At 58.7% G+C, this 20,199-nt stretch carries 17 protein-coding genes; 8 read left to right on the top strand and 9 right to left on the bottom strand.

Annotated elements, in window-relative coordinates:
* Positions 1-233: 233 nt before the first annotated feature.
* From AR456_RS19585 to hemN, 3 genes are all read right to left on the bottom strand, one after another.
* Positions 234-1,019, bottom strand: a complete 786-nt coding sequence (locus AR456_RS19585; protein ID WP_021819290.1) for a hypothetical protein — start codon at positions 1,017-1,019, stop codon at positions 234-236.
* Positions 1,020-1,082: 63 nt separating this feature from the next.
* Positions 1,083-3,194, bottom strand: a complete 2,112-nt coding sequence (locus tag AR456_RS19590; RefSeq protein WP_031208030.1) for an adenosylcobalamin-dependent ribonucleoside-diphosphate reductase — start codon at positions 3,192-3,194, stop codon at positions 1,083-1,085.
* A gap of 198 nt (positions 3,195-3,392) precedes the next feature.
* Entirely contained in the window at positions 3,393-4,772 is a 1,380-nt protein-coding gene (hemN, locus tag AR456_RS19595; protein WP_021819292.1) for an oxygen-independent coproporphyrinogen III oxidase, read from the bottom strand.
* Positions 4,773-5,312: 540 nt separating this feature from the next.
* Here hemN and AR456_RS19600 point away from each other — a divergent pair.
* Together AR456_RS19600 and AR456_RS19605 are read left to right on the top strand one after the other, a co-directional pair.
* Positions 5,313-5,768, top strand: a complete 456-nt coding sequence (locus AR456_RS19600; protein ID WP_021819293.1) for an Rrf2 family transcriptional regulator — start codon at positions 5,313-5,315, stop codon at positions 5,766-5,768.
* Positions 5,769-5,878: 110 nt separating this feature from the next.
* On the top strand, positions 5,879-6,448 hold the full coding sequence (locus AR456_RS19605; RefSeq protein WP_021819294.1) for a hypothetical protein: 570 nt from the start codon (positions 5,879-5,881) through the stop codon (positions 6,446-6,448).
* Here the strand turns inward: AR456_RS19605 and AR456_RS19610 are convergent.
* The 5 genes from AR456_RS19610 to phnD all read right to left on the bottom strand — a co-directional run bounded on the left by AR456_RS19610 (position 6,435) and on the right by phnD (position 12,917).
* Positions 6,435-9,362, bottom strand: coding sequence for a putative bifunctional diguanylate cyclase/phosphodiesterase (locus tag AR456_RS19610; protein WP_021819295.1), 2,928 nt, complete (start codon positions 9,360-9,362; stop codon positions 6,435-6,437). The two genes, AR456_RS19605 and AR456_RS19610, sit on opposite strands and share 14 nt — an antisense overlap.
* 119 nt (positions 9,363-9,481) lie before the next feature.
* On the bottom strand, positions 9,482-10,291 hold the full coding sequence (phnE, locus tag AR456_RS19615; protein WP_021819296.1) for a phosphonate ABC transporter, permease protein PhnE: 810 nt from the start codon (positions 10,289-10,291) through the stop codon (positions 9,482-9,484).
* Positions 10,285-11,085, bottom strand: coding sequence for a phosphonate ABC transporter, permease protein PhnE (gene phnE / locus AR456_RS19620; RefSeq protein WP_021819297.1), 801 nt, complete (start codon positions 11,083-11,085; stop codon positions 10,285-10,287). The genes phnE (AR456_RS19615) and phnE (AR456_RS19620) overlap by 7 nt, the downstream gene beginning before the upstream one ends.
* On the bottom strand, positions 11,085-11,870 hold the full coding sequence (phnC, locus tag AR456_RS19625) for a phosphonate ABC transporter ATP-binding protein (protein ID WP_031208034.1): 786 nt from the start codon (positions 11,868-11,870) through the stop codon (positions 11,085-11,087). Before phnC ends, phnE (AR456_RS19620) begins: the two co-directional genes overlap by 1 nt.
* A 123-nt stretch (positions 11,871-11,993) precedes the next feature.
* Positions 11,994-12,917, bottom strand: coding sequence for a phosphate/phosphite/phosphonate ABC transporter substrate-binding protein (gene phnD, locus AR456_RS19630; RefSeq protein WP_236995587.1), 924 nt, complete (start codon positions 12,915-12,917; stop codon positions 11,994-11,996).
* Positions 12,918-13,165: 248 nt separating this feature from the next.
* Between phnD and AR456_RS19635 the strand changes: the two genes are divergently transcribed.
* A complete protein-coding gene (locus AR456_RS19635; RefSeq protein ID WP_021819300.1) occupies positions 13,166-13,774 on the top strand; it encodes a histidine phosphatase family protein in 609 nt (202 codons plus the stop codon).
* Positions 13,775-14,208: 434 nt separating this feature from the next.
* Here the strand turns inward: AR456_RS19635 and fliE are convergent, their stop codons facing one another.
* Positions 14,209-14,550, bottom strand: a complete 342-nt coding sequence (gene fliE, locus AR456_RS19640; RefSeq protein ID WP_021819301.1) for a flagellar hook-basal body complex protein FliE — start codon at positions 14,548-14,550, stop codon at positions 14,209-14,211.
* A gap of 252 nt (positions 14,551-14,802) precedes the next feature.
* Here fliE and fliF point away from each other — a divergent pair, with 252 nt between their 5' ends.
* From fliF to fliJ, 5 genes are all read left to right on the top strand, one after another.
* The gene (gene fliF, locus AR456_RS19645) at positions 14,803-16,527 is read left to right on the top strand and encodes a flagellar basal-body MS-ring/collar protein FliF (RefSeq protein ID WP_021819302.1); all 1,725 of its coding nucleotides are present in this window, start codon (positions 14,803-14,805) and stop codon (positions 16,525-16,527) included.
* Complete coding sequence (fliG, locus tag AR456_RS19650) at positions 16,520-17,524, top strand: flagellar motor switch protein FliG (protein ID WP_021819303.1); 1,005 nt, start codon at positions 16,520-16,522, stop codon at positions 17,522-17,524. The genes fliF and fliG overlap by 8 nt, the downstream gene beginning before the upstream one ends.
* A gap of 93 nt (positions 17,525-17,617) precedes the next feature.
* Positions 17,618-18,352, top strand: coding sequence for a flagellar assembly protein FliH (locus tag AR456_RS19655; RefSeq protein WP_021819304.1), 735 nt, complete (start codon positions 17,618-17,620; stop codon positions 18,350-18,352).
* Positions 18,349-19,731, top strand: a complete 1,383-nt coding sequence (fliI, locus tag AR456_RS19660; RefSeq protein WP_021819305.1) for a flagellar protein export ATPase FliI — start codon at positions 18,349-18,351, stop codon at positions 19,729-19,731. The genes AR456_RS19655 and fliI overlap by 4 nt, the downstream gene beginning before the upstream one ends.
* A complete protein-coding gene (fliJ, locus tag AR456_RS19665) occupies positions 19,728-20,186 on the top strand; it encodes a flagellar export protein FliJ (protein ID WP_021819306.1) in 459 nt (152 codons plus the stop codon). Before fliI ends, fliJ begins: the two co-directional genes overlap by 4 nt.
* The last annotated feature ends 13 nt before the right edge of the window (positions 20,187-20,199 follow it).

A 20,199-nucleotide genomic window follows, 5' to 3' on the forward strand; every position in this document is an offset into this window, starting at 1 on the left:
GCAAGCTACACTCCTGGGGCAGATCGATCCCGGCATGGGTCATCGATGCCCGTCCTGGACCCCGCTCAACAAGCGCAGGGCCTTATCCAATATACACAGGGCCAATATACACAGGGCCACTGCAAGCAGTGGCCCTGTCTGGCACCTCATTCACTCTGGCGTCTATCAGCGTCTGGCGACTATCAGCACCCGGCGACTATCAGCACCCGGCGACTATCAGCGCCCGGCGTGGATCAGCCACATTTCGACCAGCCGCAACCGGCGTAGCAGGTCGGGCAGCCGTCCATCATGATCAACTCACCGCGGCACTCGGGGCAGTTACCGACCGTCGCCGGGCCGCTCTTGCCTGCGGTATCGGGCTTGCTGCCACCGCCACCAATCGGCTCGAACGCGCCCTCGACCATCGCCTCCTCTTCCTCGACCTCGGCAGGGAACCAGCCATGCCCGGAAGCCTGACGCTTCGCGTAGCGACTGACCAGCTCTTCCACCGGCACCTGGTTGCCATCGATATCGAGGAAACCGCGCCGATAGAGGATCTGCTGGATTGACCAGGCAATCGCCGCCACTTCGGAATCGTGGAACATCGGCTTGTTCCAGCGATTCATGCCGCAGCGTACCAGGCCCTTGTCCCACGCCACCTTGCGCAGATCGGCCACCGCCTGGGTAACATAGCCACCGCGCGCGGCCAGCGACAGGCTACGCATGGTGGCCGTGATCCACTGGTGCTCGCTGGACAGCTGGCCGGAGGGGAAGAAGAACTCCACCGGGCGTTCGATGATCACGCGCTGCCCGTTGAGTACGCCCTCGACCGGCATGAACGATACCAGCAGATAGACCTTCTTGCGGCCCTCGGCGCCCACGTAGGAGATCTTCTCCGATACGGCCTCCAGAGTACCTTCGGGACGCGAGGCGATACGCAACGTCAGAGGACTCTCATCAGCCAACGGCGCCGGAGGCGGAGTCTCCTGCGCGGCCTTGACGCGGTAGCCCACGATCTTCGATGAAATTTCGACAGCCATCAGCAGGCACCTCCACAGACAGAGTGAATCACGAACAACGGGCGTGCATGAGCACCGACGGGGTTACCATTTGCCATAGGTTCCCTCCTTGAGCGCGTCATAGAGGTTGGCAGCGGTATGCTCCTCGCCGTCGTAGATCACCTTTTCGTCACCCTTGAGTTCGACACTTTCACCGTTGTCCAGTTCGAACACATAGGTGGTGTTCTTGAGGTCGTCCTCACGCACCAGCACGCCCTGGAAGGCTTCCGGGTTGAAGCGGAAGGTCGTGCAGCCCTTGAGGCGGCTCTGATAGGCATCAAGGTACAGGTCCTTGAACGCCTCGAAGGGAAAGTCGGTCGGCACATTGACCGTCTTGGAGATCGCCGAGTCGATCCAGGCCTGAGATGCCGCCTGTACCGCCACATGTTGCTCCGGTGTCACCGCATCAGCGGTGATGAAGTAATCCGGCAGATCGCTCTCCACAGCATCGGCATGCATGAAGTGACGATAGGCCGCCAGTTCGAAGGACACTACCTCGACCTGTTCCTTGGTCTTCTTGCCGGCCTGAATCACGTTACGGAAGTAACGATGCGAGAAGGACGGCTCGATGCCATTGGAAGCATTGTTGCCCAGCGACAGGCTGATGGTGCCGGTCGGTGCGATCGACGAGTGGTGAGTAAAGCGCGCGCCGTGTTCGGCCAGTTCGGCCACCAGTTCCGGCTCAACTTCCGCCACCTTCTGCATGTAGCGGCTATAGCGTGCATGCAGGATACGTCCCGGCACCTTATCGCCAACCTCATAGCCATCGCGCGCCAACTCGGGACGGATACGCAGCATCTTCGGCGTAATCTCGAACTCCTGCCCCAGAATGGGCGCCATGCCCTTTTCCTTCGACAGTTCCAGCGCCTGCTTCCAACCTTCCACCGCCAGCACGCGGCTGACTTCTTCGGTGAAGGCCAGCGACTCAGCCGAGCCATAGGGCATCTGCAACATGGTCATCGTCGAACCCAGGCCGAGGAAGCCCATGCCATGGCGGCGCTTGGCTTCGATCTCACTGCGCTGGCCTTCCAGCGGCAACCCACTGATCTCGACCACGTTGTCGAGCATGCGGGTAAAGATCGACACCACCTGACGGTACTTGTCCCAATCGAAACACGGCTTGTCGCTGAATGGATCGACAACGAAGCGAGTCAGATTGACCGACCCCAGTAGACAGGCACCTTCCGGCGGCAACGGCTGTTCACCGCAGGGGTTGGTGGCGCGGATTTCCTCGCAGAACCAGTTGTTGTTCATGCGATTGACCTGGTCAATCAGAATGAAACCCGGTTCGGCGTAGTCGTAGGTGGAACTCATGATGGTGTCCCACAGCTCACGCGCCTTGATCACCTCGACGATGCGACAGGCAACTCGGCCCTCATCATCAACGCTGTAACCTTCTTCAATTACCGGCCAATCGCGATAGATCAACTCGTCATCCGCGACATCCCCCTTCTCCCCGGCATGTAGCGGGAAGGCCAGCGGCCAGTCAGCATCGTTCTTGACCGCTTCCATGAACTCATCGGTGATCAGCAGACTGAGATTGAACTGACGCAGGCGTCCCGCCTCACGTTTGGCCTCGATGAAGTCACGCACATCGGGGTGTCCGATATCAAAGGTGCCCATCTGGGCCCCGCGACGACCACCGGCGGAAGCCACCGTGAAGCACATCTTGTCGTAGATATCCATGAACGCCAGCGGGCCGTTGGTACCGGCACCGGCGCCGAACACAAAGGCACCCTTGTGGCGCAGGGTGGAGAACTCATAGCCGATACCGCAACCCGCCTTGAGCGTCATGCCGGCATCCACCACGCTGTCGAGGATGTCGTGCATGGAATCACGGATGGTGCGCGATACAGTGCAATTGATCAGGCTGACGGCAGGTTTGTAGCCTTCCGCCCCGGCATTCGACATGATCCGGCCCGCGGGTACCGCGCCATGTTCCAGCGCCCAGCGGAACTTCGGCAACCAATGACTGGCCTGTTCTCCTTCCACGGCAGCCAGTGCCTTGGCCACACGTTCCCAGGTCGCCTTGAGGTCCTTGTCGACCGGCTGACCATGGCGGTCCTTGAGACGGTATTTCGAGTCCCATATGTCATATGAAGGGCCCTGCATGGGAACCTCCTGCGATAACGCAGCGGCCTTGGCAGATGTCGTCATGCGTGCTGTCTCCGATCAAGCTCGGCAAGAAATGAGGGGGGCTAAGGCGTCTATCCTACTGCGTCAGTAGATTTCGCCCAACACCATATATAGTAGAATATTAAAAAGAGAGCACAACATAAAGGAAAATTCGGGCACCGAGTGCCCGAAACGAATTTCATTCCCTACCGTTGAAACAGGTGCTGACTGACCGCTCAATCACACGGTTCTCGAGTACCGCACACTCTCGGAGGCCAGGTAACCATCGAAGGCCATGGCGATATTGCGCAGCATCAGCCGTCCAGCGGGCAGAACTCGGATACCCACTTGGCTGATCTCGATCAGACCGTCATCGACCATCTCGCTCAACTGATCCAGCGCGTCGGCGAAGTGCTCGGCGAAGTCGATACCATGACGCTGCTCGATGTCAGCGAAGCGAAACCCTTCATGGCACATCAGCGCAGCGATGACGTCTGCACGCAAACGGTCCTCGGCAGTCAGACAATAGCCGCGCAGGACCGGGATCCGCCCGGCGTCGAGACACGCCATGTACTCACTCGTCGTCTTGACGTTCTGGCTGTAGGCATTGCCGACACGGCCGATGGAAGTGATGCCGAGACCGATCATGTCGCACTCGCCCTGAGTCGAATAGCCCTGGAAATTGCGCTGCAACGAGCCATCGCGTCGCGCGAGGCTGAGCTCATCCTCGGGCAGCGCGAAGTGATCCATACCGATGTAGACGTACCCCGCTGCCGTCAATCGCTCGATGGTCAGCTCGAGCAGCTCCAGTTTGCGTGACGGCGGTGGCATGTCCGCGTCACGAATCAGACGCTGCGCCTTGAACAGATGTGGCAGGTGCGCATAGCTGTACGCGGCAATGCGGTCAGGACGAATGGCGATGACCTGTTCCAGGGTTCTGGCAAAGCTGTCGCGAGTCTGTAGCGGCAGGCCATAGATCAGATCCATCGACACCGAGGCGAAACCAGCCTCCCGCGCAGCATCGATCAGCGCCCTCACCTCGGCTTCGCTCTGCACGCGATTGACCGCCTGCTGCACCGCCGGATCGAAGTCCTGCACGCCAAGGCTCAGGCGATTGAACCCCAGGTTCCGCAACGCGAAGACCTGCTCCGGCGTCACCGTACGCGGGTCCACCTCAAGGGAGAACTCACGCTCATGCTCCGCAGCGAAGTGAAAATGCCGATTCAGGCACTCCAGCAACTCGGCAAGCTGATCGGGAGACAGGAAGGTAGGCGTGCCGCCGCCGAGATGCAGCTGCGTCATTACTCGGGAAGGATCGAAAAGCTCAGCCTGCAGGGCAATCTCACGCTTGAGATATCCCAGATACTGCGTCGCACGCTGACGGTTGTGGGTGATGATCTTCGAGCAGGCGCAGTAATAGCACAGGCTCTCGCAGAACGGCACATGGACATACACCGACAACGGGCCTGGCTGGTCGCTGGCCGCCACCGCCGCGTGGTAGGCGGATGTGTCGAATGCCTCATGGAAATGAGGCGCAGTGGGATAAGAGGTGTAGCGCGGTCCGGGGCGGTCGTACTTTTCAACCAGACAGCGCTCGAACGGCAGAATATCAGCAGACATCGCATCGATCCTCGGCAAGGACGGCACAGGCACCTCCATTTGGGGTCGCGCCTGACACTATTGTCGCATGCAGCTCTAACTCGTCGATGCCTAATCAACCAGAATATGATCTACATCAATTCACAAACCCGCTATTTCAGGGCATCTTTACTCAAGAAGTATTCAGCATACCATTTGCTTTATCCATGCACAGAGTGCTTCAAGAAATATTGCATGTCATGGCAGTAAAGCACACAGCAATACCCAGCAATCAAACTGCATTGATACTGTTCGAACACAACAAGGTTCAGCTACCTATCGCAGGGAAAAAGAATGAATATGACATAAAAAACAAGAACCATATATCTGGAGAAAAAACACCATACCGATTTATCACGTCCTGAAAAACTACTGCAAAATCATGTCACTTAACCCATGCCACCATAACCCTAAAGCAAGCTACATCAGGCTTTGTCTTTCGCACTGATAATAGAACAAGAATCTTCTTTGACTCTTATCTTTTATTCAACAAGCCGCGCTGCCGGTATCGAGATTCCAGCCATGCACCTTACTCGCTTTACTGATTATTCACTTCGTGTGCTGATGTACCTTGCCGAGCCCAGCAATGAACGTACCACCATTGCCGAAATCGCCACACGCTTCAGCGTCTCGCGCAATCATCTGATGAAAGTCGTTCAGGAACTCAGCCATCTCGGCTATATCACCACGATTCGTGGCAAGAACGGCGGGCTGTCGCTGAAGATGGCACCGGATACGATACATATCGGCCAGCTGGTACAGGCGACTGAACACAGCTTTGCGCTGACAGAGTGTGATGGCGATGACGATGCCTGCTACATCGCCTCTGTCTGCCGTTTCAAGCACATTGCCAACGAAGGCGTGACTGCCTTTATCGCAGTGCTCGACCGTTATACGCTCCAGGATCTATTGGTGCCGGAATGCCGCTCACGCCTTCGGGAACTCAAGTTGATCGACTCGGTGGAAAGCTGTCTGTAACACCCGATACTTGGCTGGCGAGGGGCAATAGCAGGAAAGGCGGAAACAGAGAGGCGACAGTCGCGAGGCAGCATGCTAGCCTCGCCTCACCCCCAACGACAGGAGTCATCATGCCTGGTTCTGCTACCCCGGGATACCGCTGGAAAACGATTCTGGTCGTGCTGTTGTTGATCACCGGAGTCGGCGGCGCTCAGGCCGTGGACTTCAATACCACACAGCAACAGCAGCACCAGATGTGGCAATCGCTGGTCGTCCAGTTGGGCAGTGAGAATCACGTGCGTGCCATCGAGAGCAGCAGCTATAGCGATGCGATGCTCAGCATCAATACCACCCCAGGGCGCTGCCTGAGCCCATGGCTCGAAATGCGTTCCGATCTCGGAGAAAACCAATCACTCGATGATCGAGTCAATGATGTCCCGGCCGATGTGCTGGTCGGCGACCACTACACCCTGACCGGTCGCGCGGAACTCCTTACCGAGCGTGGCGATAATGGGCTTTATGTGCGCTTCTACGACCTGGATATGCCAACACTTCTGCAGCAGATGCGCGAAGGCGACGAACTGCACCTGCGTATCCGCATGACGGAAGATGTCGAGGATTACTGGTTCATGACCTTCAGTCTTGCAGGAGCGGAAGATGCGCTGTCACGCATGAATCAACTCTGCTTCAGCCTCGGTTAGCGGCAACGTCTTCCTGCCCACCGTCCGTTGTCGACCCAGCGTTCGCTGCAGACCCAGCGTTCGTTGTAGAGTAGTGCTGCGCCTCGGCAAGCCAAAGGCGCTCGAATTCGTCACTGTTCAACGGATGCGAAAACAGATAGCCCTGGGCAAGATGGCAGCCCATCGACTTGAGCGCTTTCGCCTGGCCCGGGGTTTCCACACCCTCCGCCACGCTTCGCAGCCCCAGCCGTTCGGCCATGGCGATAATGGTTGCTACTATCGAGTAGTCGTTGTTGTCGGTGAGCATGTCACTGACAAAGGATTTATCGATCTTCACCGCATGAGCCGCAAAACGCTTGAGGTAAGCCAGTGACGAATAGCCGGTACCGAAGTCGTCGATGGACAATGCAAAACCTCGCTCACGCAACTGCTCAGTAATGCGCACGGCCTGTTCGGGGTCCTGCATGAAGCCACTTTCCGTTATCTCCAACCCCAGCCGACCCGGCGACACGCCAGCACGCTCAACGATACTGCAAAGCTGTCGCGTCAACTGCGGCTCCTCAAACTGAGCTGCGGCCAGATTTACGTAGAGGCGTTCCGGCAATATCGCCAACTGCGCGACCTCCCACTGAGCCAGCTGGCGACAGGCTTCACTCATCACCCACTCGCCAAGCTCGCTGATCATGCCTCGCTCCTCGGCCACGGCAATGAACTCGGTCGGGCTGATCCAGCCCAACTCATTGTCGAACCAGCGACATAGCACTTCGGCGCCAACCAGGCTGCCGCTATCCAGAGCAATAATCGGCTGATAGCACAACTCCAGCTTCTCGTTCTTCAAGGCTTCCTTGAGCCTTGTCGCCAGCATCAGACGACGACGCAGGTCGTGCCCCATCTCCGGGGCATAGAAACGATAACCGCTACCGCACTCCTTGGCGTGATACATGGCAATGTCGGTATTCTTGAGCAACTCACGCGGACCATCCCCATCTTCGGGATAGAAGGCAACACCAATGCTGACATCGAGATTGAAACGATGTCCGTCGAACAATATCGGGCTGGCAAGAGCATTGAGTAACCGCCCGACCACCTGAGCGGAGTGAATCTCTTCAGTTTGCTCGACCATCACCACAAACTCGTCCCCCCCCAGACGAGCAAGACTCTCACCAGGCGCCAGACAGGCATCAAATCGTGTCGCTACCTCCCGCAGTACCTCGTCACCGACATCATGCCCCTGACTATCGTTGATCTCCTTGAAGCGGTTCAGGTCGAGAAACATCAATGCCAGGCGATGCCCTTCCCGACGCGCCTGCAGGATTGCACTGTGCAGACGCTCCATGAAATGGACTCGGTTAGGCAGCCCCGTTCCAGGATCGAAATAGGCCAGATGACGAATATGCGTATCACTGCGACGCCGTTCCAGCTCAGCAGCAGCTCCTGCGGCAAAGATACTCAACAGATGACGTATGGAGTCGGAGTCCGCCAACAGCGGTTGACGAAACAACAGAATGATCACGCCGATGGCATCACCACTGGCATCCTCGAGGCGCCGGTCTACCCAAGCCTGAAATGGGCCACCCACGAGACGCTCGACCAGCGGGAAATCAGTGGTCACCCACCGAGGGATGATACGTTCGGCATCATGGAAATTCTCTCCACAGGGTATCCCTGAAAACTCGAAGCTGAAATTTTCCACAGGCTGGCCATCCACCACACCAGCCAGCATCGAGGCGCTGAGCGGTACACCATCGTCAATCCGCGCGATGAGGGCCGCATCAGCCATCATCGCGCCCGCAAGACGTCGAGCAAGATGGTCGAAGAACTGGTCATTACTGCGCGCGGTAACGGCTTCCGCCACATCCAATACCACCTGCTGCATACGCTCCTGCTCTCGACGTAGCCGTAGAGCACTCACGCCCCAGGAAAGGTTGTCGGCCAGTTCCTGCAAGAGCGCCAGCTCATCATCACTGACCTCCAGTGCGGTGTTCATCAGCAATACCAGCACACCTTGCCGGTCACTACCCAGATGCAACGGTAGGGCCACTTCCGTGGCCAGGCCGTAACGCTCGGCGACATCCGCAAAGGGCGCATAGGCCGGAGATGTCACCAACGGTGACAGTAACTGTGCTGTTTGTTCACGAATGCAGCGACCACAGGGTGCCTGACCCTCTGGTCTATCCGCTGCCCAGCTGAAGTGGCATTCATCGAGAAACTCGCGACCTTCTCCGGAACAGGTCAGTGGCATGATTCGCTGTTCATCGTCCTGCGCCACACCGGTCCAGGCCAACTGATAGCCGCCCTCTTCCACCGCCAGCCGACAGACTTCACTGAGCAGCGCCGTTTCATCGGCGCTACGGATCACGACTCGGTTGACCAATCGCAACAACGTCAGGGCGCGGTTGGTCCGAGCCAGCTGATGGTGGGTATCGGCCAACTGGCGCTCGGTACTGGCCAGGGCAAATTCGGCCTGCTGATTGGCCAGTTCAGAGCCAACCCGAGCGGCAGCGATGCTCAGCACCTCCTGGGCCACACCACTATTGGTCAGCGGGCGACGATAGATGGCAGCAACAAGCCCGACAAGCCTGTCATCCGGCGTCAATACCGGAACACCGAGATAGGCCTCAGCGCCTAGATCAACCAGCATGACGTCATCAGGAAAGTCACCTGCAACGTCTCGACCAAACAAGCAGACGCGACGTTCCGTCACTTTCTCACACGGAGTGCCTGCCAATGCATAATCGACATTGTCGACGATGGCGCCGTCGACACACAGCGAAAGGGTACGCGCCATGCGGCCACCGGGCAGCACGCGAACAACAGCCAACACATCGGCCTCGACGATGCTCGCCAGACGCAACGACAACCAGGGAAAGAAATCTCTGGAGGGTTCACGGGAGAGCCCATCGGCAAGTAGGCGAAAGGCAGTACGAGCATCCATCTTCAGGCGCGTCTCATGGAGTCAGTCATCTCATGGCACTTCACTCGTGCTTATCGCTCGAGCATAGCGTATCCCGCCATGGTGCACCGGAACGAGCGTTCAGGTGCACTCAGTGATGCCTAGAGTACCCTACGACGCAACACGCTGGTAACCGCCTCTCCCGCCAGCACCAACAGCACGATGGCACACAGAATGGTAGCCACCGTTGGCCAGGCGAACGTATCGATGGCGCCCTGCAGAATCACGCCGATACCGCCAGCCCCAACCAGTCCCAGAACGGTCGACTCGCGGATGTTGATATCCCAGCGCAGGATGATGACGGCAAAGAAGGCCGGCATCACCTGGGGCACGATGGCGTACAACACCACACAAGCTCGGCTGGCACCGGTTGCTTCCATGGCCTCCACCGGTTTGCGATCGATTTCCTCAATGGCCTCGCCCATCAGCTTGCCGACAAACCCGATCGAGCGAAAAGTGATCGCAAGGATCCCGGCCAGCACGCCGGGGCCAAAGATAGCCACGAACAATAGTGCCCAGATAATGGTGTTGACCGAACGGCTGGCGACCAGAATGAAGCGGCCAAGCCACAGGCAAGCACGGTTGGGCGTGGTGTTCTGTGCCGATATCCACGAGATCGGTAGCGCCAGGAATATCGTCAGAAACGTCGCCAGGGTAGCAATGTGTACCGTCTCGACCATTGCCCCCACAATCTCCTCCAGACGCCGCAGGTCCGGGGGCCACATACGCTCGGCCAGACTATGGATCTGCACCGGCGCATCCCATACCCAGGGCCAGAAGATATCGACATCACGGACCGCCCACACCAATACCGCACACACCAGCAGCATGATCAGCCAGCGAGTCCAGCGCTCGCGGCGGCTGTAGCGAACCCACACACGGCTGGCTACGGAATGCTTCGAAGTCACCATACACGTTTCCTCACCCAGCCACTGATGCCTTCACTGACCAGAATCACCGCGATGATCACCAGTAGGATGGCAAAGGCAAAGTCATAATCGTAACGACCGAAGGCATTCATCAGCGTGCTGCCGATGCCGCCGGCTCCGACAATTCCGACCACCGCCGAAGCCCGCAGATTACTGTCAAGCTGATACATCGACAGCCCGATCTGACGTGGCAGGATCTGGGGAAAGACCGCGAAGATCAAAGTCGACAGATAGCTGGCGCCCGCCGCACGCATCGCCTCGACCTGTCCCCAATCAATCTCCTCGATCTCCTCGGCAAGCAACTTGCCGACAAAGCCAATGGAATACAGCGTCAGGGTGAGAATGCCGGCCAGTGGCCCGAACCCGACGGCCTTGACGAATAGAATGGCGACGATCACCGGATGAAAACTACGCGACACAATGATCACCGAGCGACCCAGCAGGTAGATCGGGCGCGGTGCGATGTTGCGGGCAGCCATCACCGCAAAGGGAATCGACAACAATACGCCGAGTAACGTTGCCAGCAAGGCTATCTGGAAGCTCTCCTTGAAGCCGCTGAACAGTAGCTCATAACGCTCGAAACTCGGCGGAAATCCACCACCGAAGATTCGTGCAGCACGTGGGATACCTTCGCTGATACGCGACCAGTCGAATGGCAGGGTTGCCAGCGCCCACCCAAGGTAGAATACCGTGCCAAGGATCAACCCCCAGCGTAACCAGGGGCTGGCGATGAAGTGAGGCTTGCGCCACTGACGTGTCACCGGAGTCGCCGACATCAGGCACTGTCCTCCGCTGTGACTGGCGCCATGGTCTCGTCCGGCGCCTCGATACCGCCATAGACTTCCTCCAGCGCCGCCTTGTCGAAGCGCTCGGGCGATCCATCGAAGATCATGTGTCCATGGCGCAACCCGACGATGCGCTCGGTGTAGGCTCGTGCCTGGGCCACATTGTGGATGTTGATCAATACCGGCAGTGACAATTCCTCGGCCAGGCTACGCATCAGCTTCATGATCTGCTCGCTGGTGACAGGGTCCAGCGATGCGGTCGGTTCATCGGCCAGCAGGATATCCGGCTCCTGCATCAGGGCTCGGACCACACCGACACGCTGGCGCTCACCACCAGATAGCTCATCCGCCCTCTTGTTGGCGTATTGCGCAATCCCCACTCGCTCCATCAACTCGAACGCCCGCTCGATGTCCTGTTGCGGAAAACGCCGACGCCACGCCTGTAGAAAGGTCACATAGCCCAGCCGCCCCGCCAGTACATTTTCCATTACCGAGAGGCGATCAATCAGATTGAAGCCCTGGAATACCATGCCTATGCGACGCCGCGCCTGGCGTAAAGCCTGACCGCGCAGATGCGACAACTCATCGCCATTGAGTTTGATCGACCCGGAGCTGGGTTCAATCAAGCGATTGATGCAGCGTAACAAGGTGCTCTTGCCGGCCCCCGACGCCCCGACAATGGCCACCACCGTATTTCCTTCGACGGTAAGATCCAGGCCTTTGAGCACCGGCTCATTACGGCCATAACGTTTGACCAGTTGGGTAATTTCCAGCATTACAGCCCCCTGAAGGCCCACCTCGATATTGAGGTGGGCCAAGCAATATCTCCACAAGTCCGATCGGCAGGGAATAACTCAGGGGAACGCCTCACCCTGAGTCCCCTTGCCTGCCGCAGCCGCCTACTCTTCCAGGTTTTCGGGGGTATAGCTCACTCCATTGGCCGCCTGGATGGTACGAATCACGTTCCACTGATCCTGATAGGTGATCGGAATGAACTTCTCGACACCATCAAACTCCTCACCAAGGGCGGTGCCGGCAAAGTCGAAGCTGAAGAAGGCTTCCTTGATACTGTCGACGAGCGCTGGATCAAGGTCATGAGCATAAGTATAGGAAGTGGTCGGGAACGGCTCCGACTCGAAGATCATGCGCACGCTGTCTTCGTCGTACAGATCACGTGCGGCCATGCGCTCGACCACTTCAGAGGCGACCGGCGCCGCATCATAGTCACCGGCGACAACGCCGAGCATCGACTGATCATGACTACCGGAATACAGCACCTCATAGTCCTCGTCCGGTACTACTCCCTGCTCTGGAAACAGCGCTCGCGGCGCCTGATTACCGGAGTTGGATGTGGGAGAGGTGTGGGCTACTCGCTTGCCCTTCAGATCGGCTAGCGTCTGAATGTCCGAGTCAGCCTGAGTATAAACCTGGAGCGTGTAGCCGAAGCGCCCATCGTCAGAGCCCATCAAGGCAAACGGCACCGCACCCGCCAGGTTGACGGCAAAGGGTGTGGGGCCGGTCGAGAAGCCGGCAATATGCAGACGGCCACTACGCATCGCCTCTACCTGGGCGGAATTGGATTGGACCGCAAAGAAGCGCACGTCCTTGCCGGTCACTTCCTTGAGGTGGTCGATGAACGGCTGCCAGATATCGGCGTAGATCGCCGGATCTTCGACTGGGGTGTAAGCGAAGATCAAGGTATCGGGATTGACCAGTTCGGACTCGTCGCTGGGCGGGTCCGCTACAAGATCACCATCCTCGTCACAGTACTGCGGATCCAGATCTCCGTGTGGACACTCCTGGGCCTGGGCGGTGGTTACCATAAAACCGAATGAAGCAATTAGCGTGGCGAGCAGGAGAGCTCTACCCTGCAGGAATGAGTGTCGCATGGCGTGCCTCGTTAGTGATGTATTGTGTTTGTTGTGTTGAACTCAAGTGACATGACCTCGAGTCACCCCGGGCCATTGCGCTTGCTGAATCGAAAGTTCGAAGGCGAACACGTCTCGATGTTTGATAGGTCAATTGATGCGCGAATTCGAACGCCCCTGAACTCAATCTAGAATGTGACTATATGAAGTCAAACACTTCCGCACCCGAGCTCCACCATCTACGCAACCAATACCTCGTGATGCGCCACGGTCATAGCCAAGCCAATGCCATGGGGCTAATCGTGTCATCGCCCGAACACGGTCTGCTCGGTTATGGACTCTCGGCCAAGGGTGAAGAGCAACTGAGCAGGCGTATCAGCGAATGGCACTTGAGCGCACCCCAGCGGATCCTGCACTCGGATTTTCTACGTACCACAGAGACGGCACAGCGCATTGCCGATCACTTTGCCATCCCGTTGGAACCCGACGTCAGATTGCGCGAACGCTTCTTCGGAGACTGTGACCTGCAGCCGGATAATTGTTATCACGACGTCTGGGAGCAGGATGCTGAAGACCCCAGCCAGCAGCACAGAGACGTGGAGAGCGTGTGCCAGGTAGCGGAGCGACTCTGCGCCTTGATTGCCGAGCTGGAGCAACGCTATGACGACACCAGCCTATTGCTCGTCAGCCATGGAGATCCATTGCAGATCCTGCTGACTGCTGCTGCCCGGCGCCCACTCAACGAACACCGCGAAATATCACCACTGATGCCGGCTGATGTACGACCATTGATCACCAGCCAGGGGCACTGAACCAGGACCACGAGATTGTGCATCACTCAAGGGTGAGCCATGAGCGCCGTGGCTCAACCGCCGTATGTGCCCACGTCGTTATGTGCCCATGTCGTTATGGGCCAATACCGCTATGGATCAATACCGCTATGGCTCAATATCGCTATGTCCGTGGTGCCCGGCTTGACGATGCAGGCTGTGGACAACCCAGTGAACAACCTTGGGAGGTAGCTGTGAACAAGCCGTTGATAGTCTGAGGAAAAGCGCTAAAGAGTAGGCATAGGCAGTTTGTTGTGCGGCTGGAGTGGCTGTGGACAGTATTTCTCGAGCCGAGCCTCATCGTGTAGCCCACAATCCAACATGCTGACCACAATCCTGCACGCTGACTACAATCCAGTGCGTTGCCCACAATCCCGACCAGCGGCTCTGCCTGACGGTGGAGGCGCCAATGCTGGTCAGACCTGCATATTCATCACTTCGCGATAGGCACTCACCAGCCGGTCACGTACCTGCTGCCCCATCTGAAAGGAAAGGCTGGCCTTCTGCATATCCACCATGACGTCATTGAGTTCGACGCCTGGAGCCCCGGCTTGAAATGCCTGAGCCTTGGTATCCGCGGCACTCTTCAACTCATTGATACGCTGTATCGATGATTCAAGCGCATCGGCAAAATTCGCGTCTCCATCAACCTTCGTCGCCGCCCTGTCGAATGGCCTGTTCAAGGAAGTCGCAGCACCGGACTGCTGAGCCAGAGAAGTCATCTGCGCGAGCGCTGACTGCATAGCGGGAGTAGCCATTGGGAGTCCTTGAGGATGATGAAGAAGTGCCGCCAAGCCTAGCAAGGCCCAGCATCTCTCCATCGGCGTAATTGACTGCCAAAAGAAGGGCTATTCAGACGTTTACCCTGACGGTGGCCAAGCATAATGGCAGTCATCACGGAACCGCTCACTGCGCACCACCCCAAGTTACGGATCTAGCTACGGACTGCCGTTCATGCCACTGCACGATTGCGAACAAGGCCACCGGGCCATAGCCATCAGGAGCCGCTCATGAGTGCAGCGGTTACCGATGATGGGAAATCCACTGGTTCCAACCCAATGGCAGAGCTGGTCGCCCGCTTGCGTGGCAAGCCTGCCATTGCACTGGTGATCACTGCGGCAGCCTGTGTTGCCGTTATCGTTGCGCTTTTACTGTGGGCTTCTCGGCCACAGTACCGAGTGCTGTTCAGCAACTTGAGTGAAGCCGATGGCGGCGCCATCATCACCGAACTGGATAGCCGTGGTGTGCCTTACCAGTTCGCTTCAGGGGGCAATACCCTGCTGGTACCCAGCGACCAGGTTCCGGTCCTGCGCCTGCAACTCGCCGAACAAGGCCTTCCCCATGCCGGCAACGTAGGCCTGGAACTGATGGATAGCCAGGCCTTCGGTATCAGTCAGTTCGCCGAACAGATCAATTACCAGCGCGGGCTCGAGGGTGAGCTTGCACGCTCCATTACATCACTGGGACCCGTCGCCAATTCCCGGGTCCACCTCGCACTGGCCCGAGATTCGGTCTTTGTGCGCAAGCGTGATCCGGCCAAGGCCTCCGTCGTACTGTCACTCGAGCCCGGCCGCCAGCTCAGCGATGGCCAGATCGCCTCCATTGTCCACCTGGTATCATCGAGTGTCCCCGACCTCTCCAACGAAGATGTCACTGTCGTCGACCAATCCGGTCGACTGCTGTCTTCCCCCACCACCGAGAACATGGGTCTCGACGGCACCCAGCTCGATTATGTCAGCCAGGTGGAACACAGCTACCAGCGCCGCATTGAGGCCATCCTTGCGCCGCTGCTGGGTCCCAGCAACGTAAAGGCTCAGGTAACGGCACAGGTCGACTTCAACCGGCGTGAAGAAACCTCTGAGCGCTACGGCCCCAACCAGCCGCCCAATGAAGCCGCCGTGCGCAGTCGCCAGAGCAGCCTCGACTACAACGGTCAGGGTGACTTTGCCAGTGGCATTCCCGGGGCACTGAGCAATACCCCGCCCGGTACTGCGCCGTCACCGATCGAGAACCCAGAGGCTCCGGCTGACAACGAGGCTGACCCTGAAGCTGCGAATGACGACTTAGCCAACAGCCGTATGCGGCGTGACGACGTCATCAACTACGAAGTCGATCATCAGGTCTCGCACGTGCAGTACCAGCGAGGCCAGGTCGAGCGCTTGTCCGCTGCGGTAGTGGTCAACTACCAACCGGGCCTCGCGGATGATGGAAGCGAGAACCTGCAACCGCTGGACGAAGAAAAGCTGGCTCAGATCGAGCGTCTGGTACGCCAGGCGATGGGCTTTTCGGAAACCCGTGGAGATGCTCTGACGGTGGTCAACAGCCCCTTCAGCCGCCCCGACGGTCTAGCTGATATGCCCTGGTGGCGTGATCCGAGTATCCAGCACATGGCATTCAGCACTGGTCGCTATCTGCTGGCCGGTATCGCCATCCTGCTGCTGTACCTGTTGATCCTGCGGCCGCTGATCCGCCGCTATACCGAAAGCCCGGCGATACAGAGCGCACCGGCTGGCTTCCGCGCCACTGTTGGCGAGGAGCGGGAAGCCGACAGCGACACCTCACCGAGTGATGGAGTCGCGGAAGATGAAGAGGCCCCTACCTACGCACGCGGGACGAAGCGCCAGCGCAAGGCCACGGCCTATGAGCAGAACCTCAACGATCTGCGCGAAATGGCTCAGGAAGATCCGCGTATGGTTGCCATGATTGTTCGCGGCTGGATGAATGAAAATGACTAGTTCCGAAACCAACAGCGGTGTCCGTCGCAGCGCCGTGCTGCTTCTCGCCCTCGATGAAGACAGTGCCGCAGAAGTCTTCAAGTTTCTCAATGCCAAGGAAATCCAGTTGCTCTCTCGCGAGATGGCACAACTCGGTCAGATCTCCCATGACGAAATGCGTAGTGTGCTGCAGGACTTCCATCACGAGACTGAGCAGTACGTTGGCCTCAACATGAATTCCAGCGAGCATATTCGTTCGGTACTGACCAAGGCTCTCGGTAGCGAGCGCGCCTCCAGCGTGATCGAGGACGTTCTCGAATCGGCAGGTACCAGCAGCGGCATTGATGCGTTCAACCTGATGGAACCGTCGATGGTCGCCGAGCTGATTCGCGACGAGCACCCACAGATCATCGCTACGGTACTGGTCCACCTCGAGCGCCATCAGGCAGCCGATGTTCTCGAACAATTCGAGGACAAGTTGCGCAATGATGTGGTGTTACGTATTGCCACGTTCAGTGGCGTGCAGCCAGCGGCGTTGCAGGAGCTTACGGAAGTCCTCACCAGTATGCTCGATGGTCAGAATCTCAAGCGCAGCAAGATGGGTGGCATACGCACGGCTGCAGAGATTCTCAACCTGATGAATACCAGTCAGGAAGAATCCGCCATCGACACCGTGCGCGCTCACAGCGAGGACCTCGCCCAACGCATCATCGACGAGATGTTCCTGTTCGAGAATCTCGCCGACCTCGACGACCGCAGTATTCAACTGCTGCTCAAGGAAATCGACACCAACAGCCTGGTGGTCGCGCTCAAGGGAGCCCCGGAGAATCTCAAGGCACGCTTCCTGCTCAATATGTCGCAGCGTGCTGCGGACCTGCTGATGGAGGACATGGACACTCGTGGTCCGATGCGTATCTCCCAGGTCGAAGCCGAACAGAAGGCCATCCTGCAGATCGTGAGGCGGATGGCCGACAATGGTGAAATCGTGCTCAGTGGAGTCGAGGAAGCCTATGTGTAACTCCTCGCCATTTCATTGCGCACCGTTTCATTACGTACCGTGCCATCACCTGCTGTGCAATACCGTGCATGGTGCGCCCGGGAGGGTGACGTCATGAGCCATCAGTCCTGGGTCCCGGACAGCGCCACCTGGCGCCGCTGGCGCATGGACAAGTTGCCGAATGACGACATCACCACTCCATCACAGAGTGAAGGCTCCGAGGAATCGACCGAGCCCACTGCTGAAGAGCGCTCACAGCGGCTCGAGAACGAGCGTCAACAGGCGCTCGAAGCCGGGCACCAGCAAGGCTTCGAACGTGGTCATGGCGAAGGACTGGCTGCCGGATTCGAACAGGGTCTCGCCGAAGGTCGTGCTCGCGCCGAATCCGAGATAACGGAGGCCATTGAACGGCAGACTGCGCAGGCTCTGGAGCCCATTCGCCAGTTGGTCGAACAGTTCCAGACAGCTCTGAGCCAGTTGGATGATGCAGTGGTAGAGGAGCTCGCCAACCTTGCCCTCGCCACAGGTCGACAGCTGGCCGGCGAAGCCCTCAAGACACGGCCACGCCAGGTCGTCGAACTGGTCAACGAGCTGTTGCACACTGACCCACCTCTGGTCGGCCGCCAGCGGCTTTGGCTGCATCCGCTGGATCTCAAACTTGTCCAGACCCACCTCGGTGAATCACTGGCCACGGCAGGCTGGAGCCTACGTGTCGATGATCGACAACAACGGGGCGGCTGCCGGATAGTTGGCGAACATGGCGAGTTGGATGCCACCTGGCAGCGACGCTGGGAAGCTGCCCGCGGACAGGTACGCCGGCGCAATGCAGCCTCGGATGATGATGCATGAGTGCCGTCACCGAACACCAACAACGCTGGCAGCAGGCGCTGAAATCGGTCACCTCACGCATCGAAGCGCTGCCAACCGTTCGCTCCAGCGGTCGCGTGGTACGTGCCACCGGCATGGTGATCGAAGCCGTTGGCCTGCGCGTGGCACTGGGTGACAACTGCCGCATCGAACTCTCGACCCCACAACAGGGTGCACAAACCTACGCCGATGCCGAAGTCGTGGGCTTTTCCGGCGACCGTCTGTTCCTGATGCCATTGGCCGAGATTCATGGCCTGATGCCGGGAGCCCGGGTACTGCCGATCAGCAATGGCGAACCGGGCAGTGCTCGGCGTTTTCCTCTCGGTGAACAGCTGCTGGGCCGAGTCGTCGATGGCACCGGCGTGCCGCTGGATGGCCTTGGTGATCTCGACGACGCTCCGCGCGCTCCTCTCGCGACACCACCACTCAATCCGCTGTCTCGTGCACCCATCGATGCACAGATCGATGTTGGTATTCGCGCCATCAACGCCCTTCTCAGCGTCGGTCGCGGTCAGCGCATGGGGCTGTTTGCCGGTTCTGGTGTGGGTAAATCGGTACTGCTGGGCATGATGGCCCGCTATACCCGGGCAGATGTCATCGTCGTCGGCTTGATCGGTGAGCGTGGGCGCGAGGTCCAGGACTTCATCAACAATATTCTTGGCCCCGAGGGACGCCGCCGCTCAGTGGTGGTGGCCGCCCCCGCCGATACGTCGCCCCTGCAACGCCTGCAGGGCGCGGCCTATGCCACACGTCTGGCCGAAGGCTTCCGCGATGAAGGCCGCAATGTGCTGCTGATCATGGATTCACTGACCCGTTACGCCATGGCACAGCGTGAGATCGCGCTAGCCATCGGTGAACCGCCGGCGACCAAGGGTTATCCACCTTCCGTGTTTGCCAAACTACCGGGGCTGGTCGAGCGCGCCGGGAATGCCGAGGTCGGCGGCGGTTCGATCACTGCCTTCTACACGGTCCTCACCGAAGGCGATGATCAACAGGACCCGATTGCCGACTCCGCACGCGCCATCCTCGATGGTCATGTGGTGCTGTCACGCACACTGGCCGAAGCCGGCCACTACCCAGCCATCGATATCGAAGCCTCGATCAGCCGCGTGATGAACCATGTCGCCGATGACCGCCAGATCCGTCAGGCGCAGCGGTTCAAGAGCATGCTGTCACGCTACCAGCGTAATCGTGACCTGATAAGCGTCGGTGCCTACCAGCCCGGCCACGACCCATCGCTTGATGAAGCCGTGCGTCGCTACCCGGAACTCGAACACTTTCTGCAGCAACGTACTGATGAGTGCGCCAACATCGAGCACTCGCGCCAGGTCCTTGATCAGATCCTCGGAGGTAACGCATGACCGCTTCCTCGCCCCTCGATACTCTGCTCGATCTCGCCCGAACATCACGCGACCAGGCGGGACAGCGTCTGGCCGGGAGTCTCGATACCGAGCAGCAGGTCAGTCGCCAACTTGAGTCTCTGGAAAACTATCGCCATGAGTACGCCGCCCGTCTGAGCGATGCCATGCGCCAGGGCGTTGACCCCGCCACGCTGCACAATACCCAGCGCTTCCTGGCCTCACTGGACAATGCGCTGACCAACGCACGCCAGACGCTTGCAGAGCAGCACCAGAAAGTGCAACAGGCACAGCACGATTGGCAACAGGAACAGCAACGCGTCCGCGCCTACGACACTCTTACCGAACGCCGGGCCACCGCAGCGTCACGCCGGGCCGTTCGTCAGGAGCAACGCACTTCCGATGAGCTGGTCAATAGCCGCCTACTTCGCCAGAACACACAGTCTGACGTCCACTGATTTCGCAGGAGCC

The sequence above is a fragment of the Halomonas huangheensis genome, assembly GCF_001431725.1.
GTDB classification, from domain to species: Bacteria; Pseudomonadota; Gammaproteobacteria; order Pseudomonadales; family Halomonadaceae; genus Halomonas; species Halomonas huangheensis.

Bases quoted from the DNA above. Each gene is read 5' to 3' on its own strand.
- fliJ (WP_021819306.1), top strand. From the start codon at position 19,728: ATGACCGCTTCCTCGCCCCTCGATACTCTGCTCGATCTCGCCCGAACA.
- fliF (WP_021819302.1), top strand. From the start codon at position 14,803: ATGAGTGCAGCGGTTACCGATGATGGGAAATCCACTGGTTCCAACCCA.
- fliI (WP_021819305.1), top strand. From the start codon at position 18,349: ATGAGTGCCGTCACCGAACACCAACAACGCTGGCAGCAGGCGCTGAAA.
- fliE (WP_021819301.1), bottom strand. From the start codon at position 14,550: ATGGCTACTCCCGCTATGCAGTCAGCGCTCGCGCAGATGACTTCTCTG.
- phnC (WP_031208034.1), bottom strand. From the start codon at position 11,870: ATGCTGGAAATTACCCAACTGGTCAAACGTTATGGCCGTAATGAGCCG.
- AR456_RS19610 (WP_021819295.1), bottom strand. From the start codon at position 9,362: ATGGATGCTCGTACTGCCTTTCGCCTACTTGCCGATGGGCTCTCCCGT.
- AR456_RS19585 (WP_021819290.1), bottom strand. From the start codon at position 1,019: ATGGCTGTCGAAATTTCATCGAAGATCGTGGGCTACCGCGTCAAGGCC.
- AR456_RS19590 (WP_031208030.1), bottom strand. From the start codon at position 3,194: ATGACGACATCTGCCAAGGCCGCTGCGTTATCGCAGGAGGTTCCCATG.
- phnE (WP_021819296.1), bottom strand. From the start codon at position 10,291: ATGGTGACTTCGAAGCATTCCGTAGCCAGCCGTGTGTGGGTTCGCTAC.
- AR456_RS19605 (WP_021819294.1), top strand. From the start codon at position 5,879: ATGCCTGGTTCTGCTACCCCGGGATACCGCTGGAAAACGATTCTGGTC.
- phnD (WP_236995587.1), bottom strand. From the start codon at position 12,917: ATGGTAACCACCGCCCAGGCCCAGGAGTGTCCACACGGAGATCTGGAT.
- AR456_RS19600 (WP_021819293.1), top strand. From the start codon at position 5,313: ATGCACCTTACTCGCTTTACTGATTATTCACTTCGTGTGCTGATGTAC.
- fliG (WP_021819303.1), top strand. From the start codon at position 16,520: ATGACTAGTTCCGAAACCAACAGCGGTGTCCGTCGCAGCGCCGTGCTG.
- hemN (WP_021819292.1), bottom strand. From the start codon at position 4,772: ATGTCTGCTGATATTCTGCCGTTCGAGCGCTGTCTGGTTGAAAAGTAC.
- phnE (WP_021819297.1), bottom strand. From the start codon at position 11,085: ATGTCGGCGACTCCGGTGACACGTCAGTGGCGCAAGCCTCACTTCATC.
- AR456_RS19635 (WP_021819300.1), top strand. From the start codon at position 13,166: ATGAAGTCAAACACTTCCGCACCCGAGCTCCACCATCTACGCAACCAA.
- AR456_RS19655 (WP_021819304.1), top strand. From the start codon at position 17,618: ATGAGCCATCAGTCCTGGGTCCCGGACAGCGCCACCTGGCGCCGCTGG.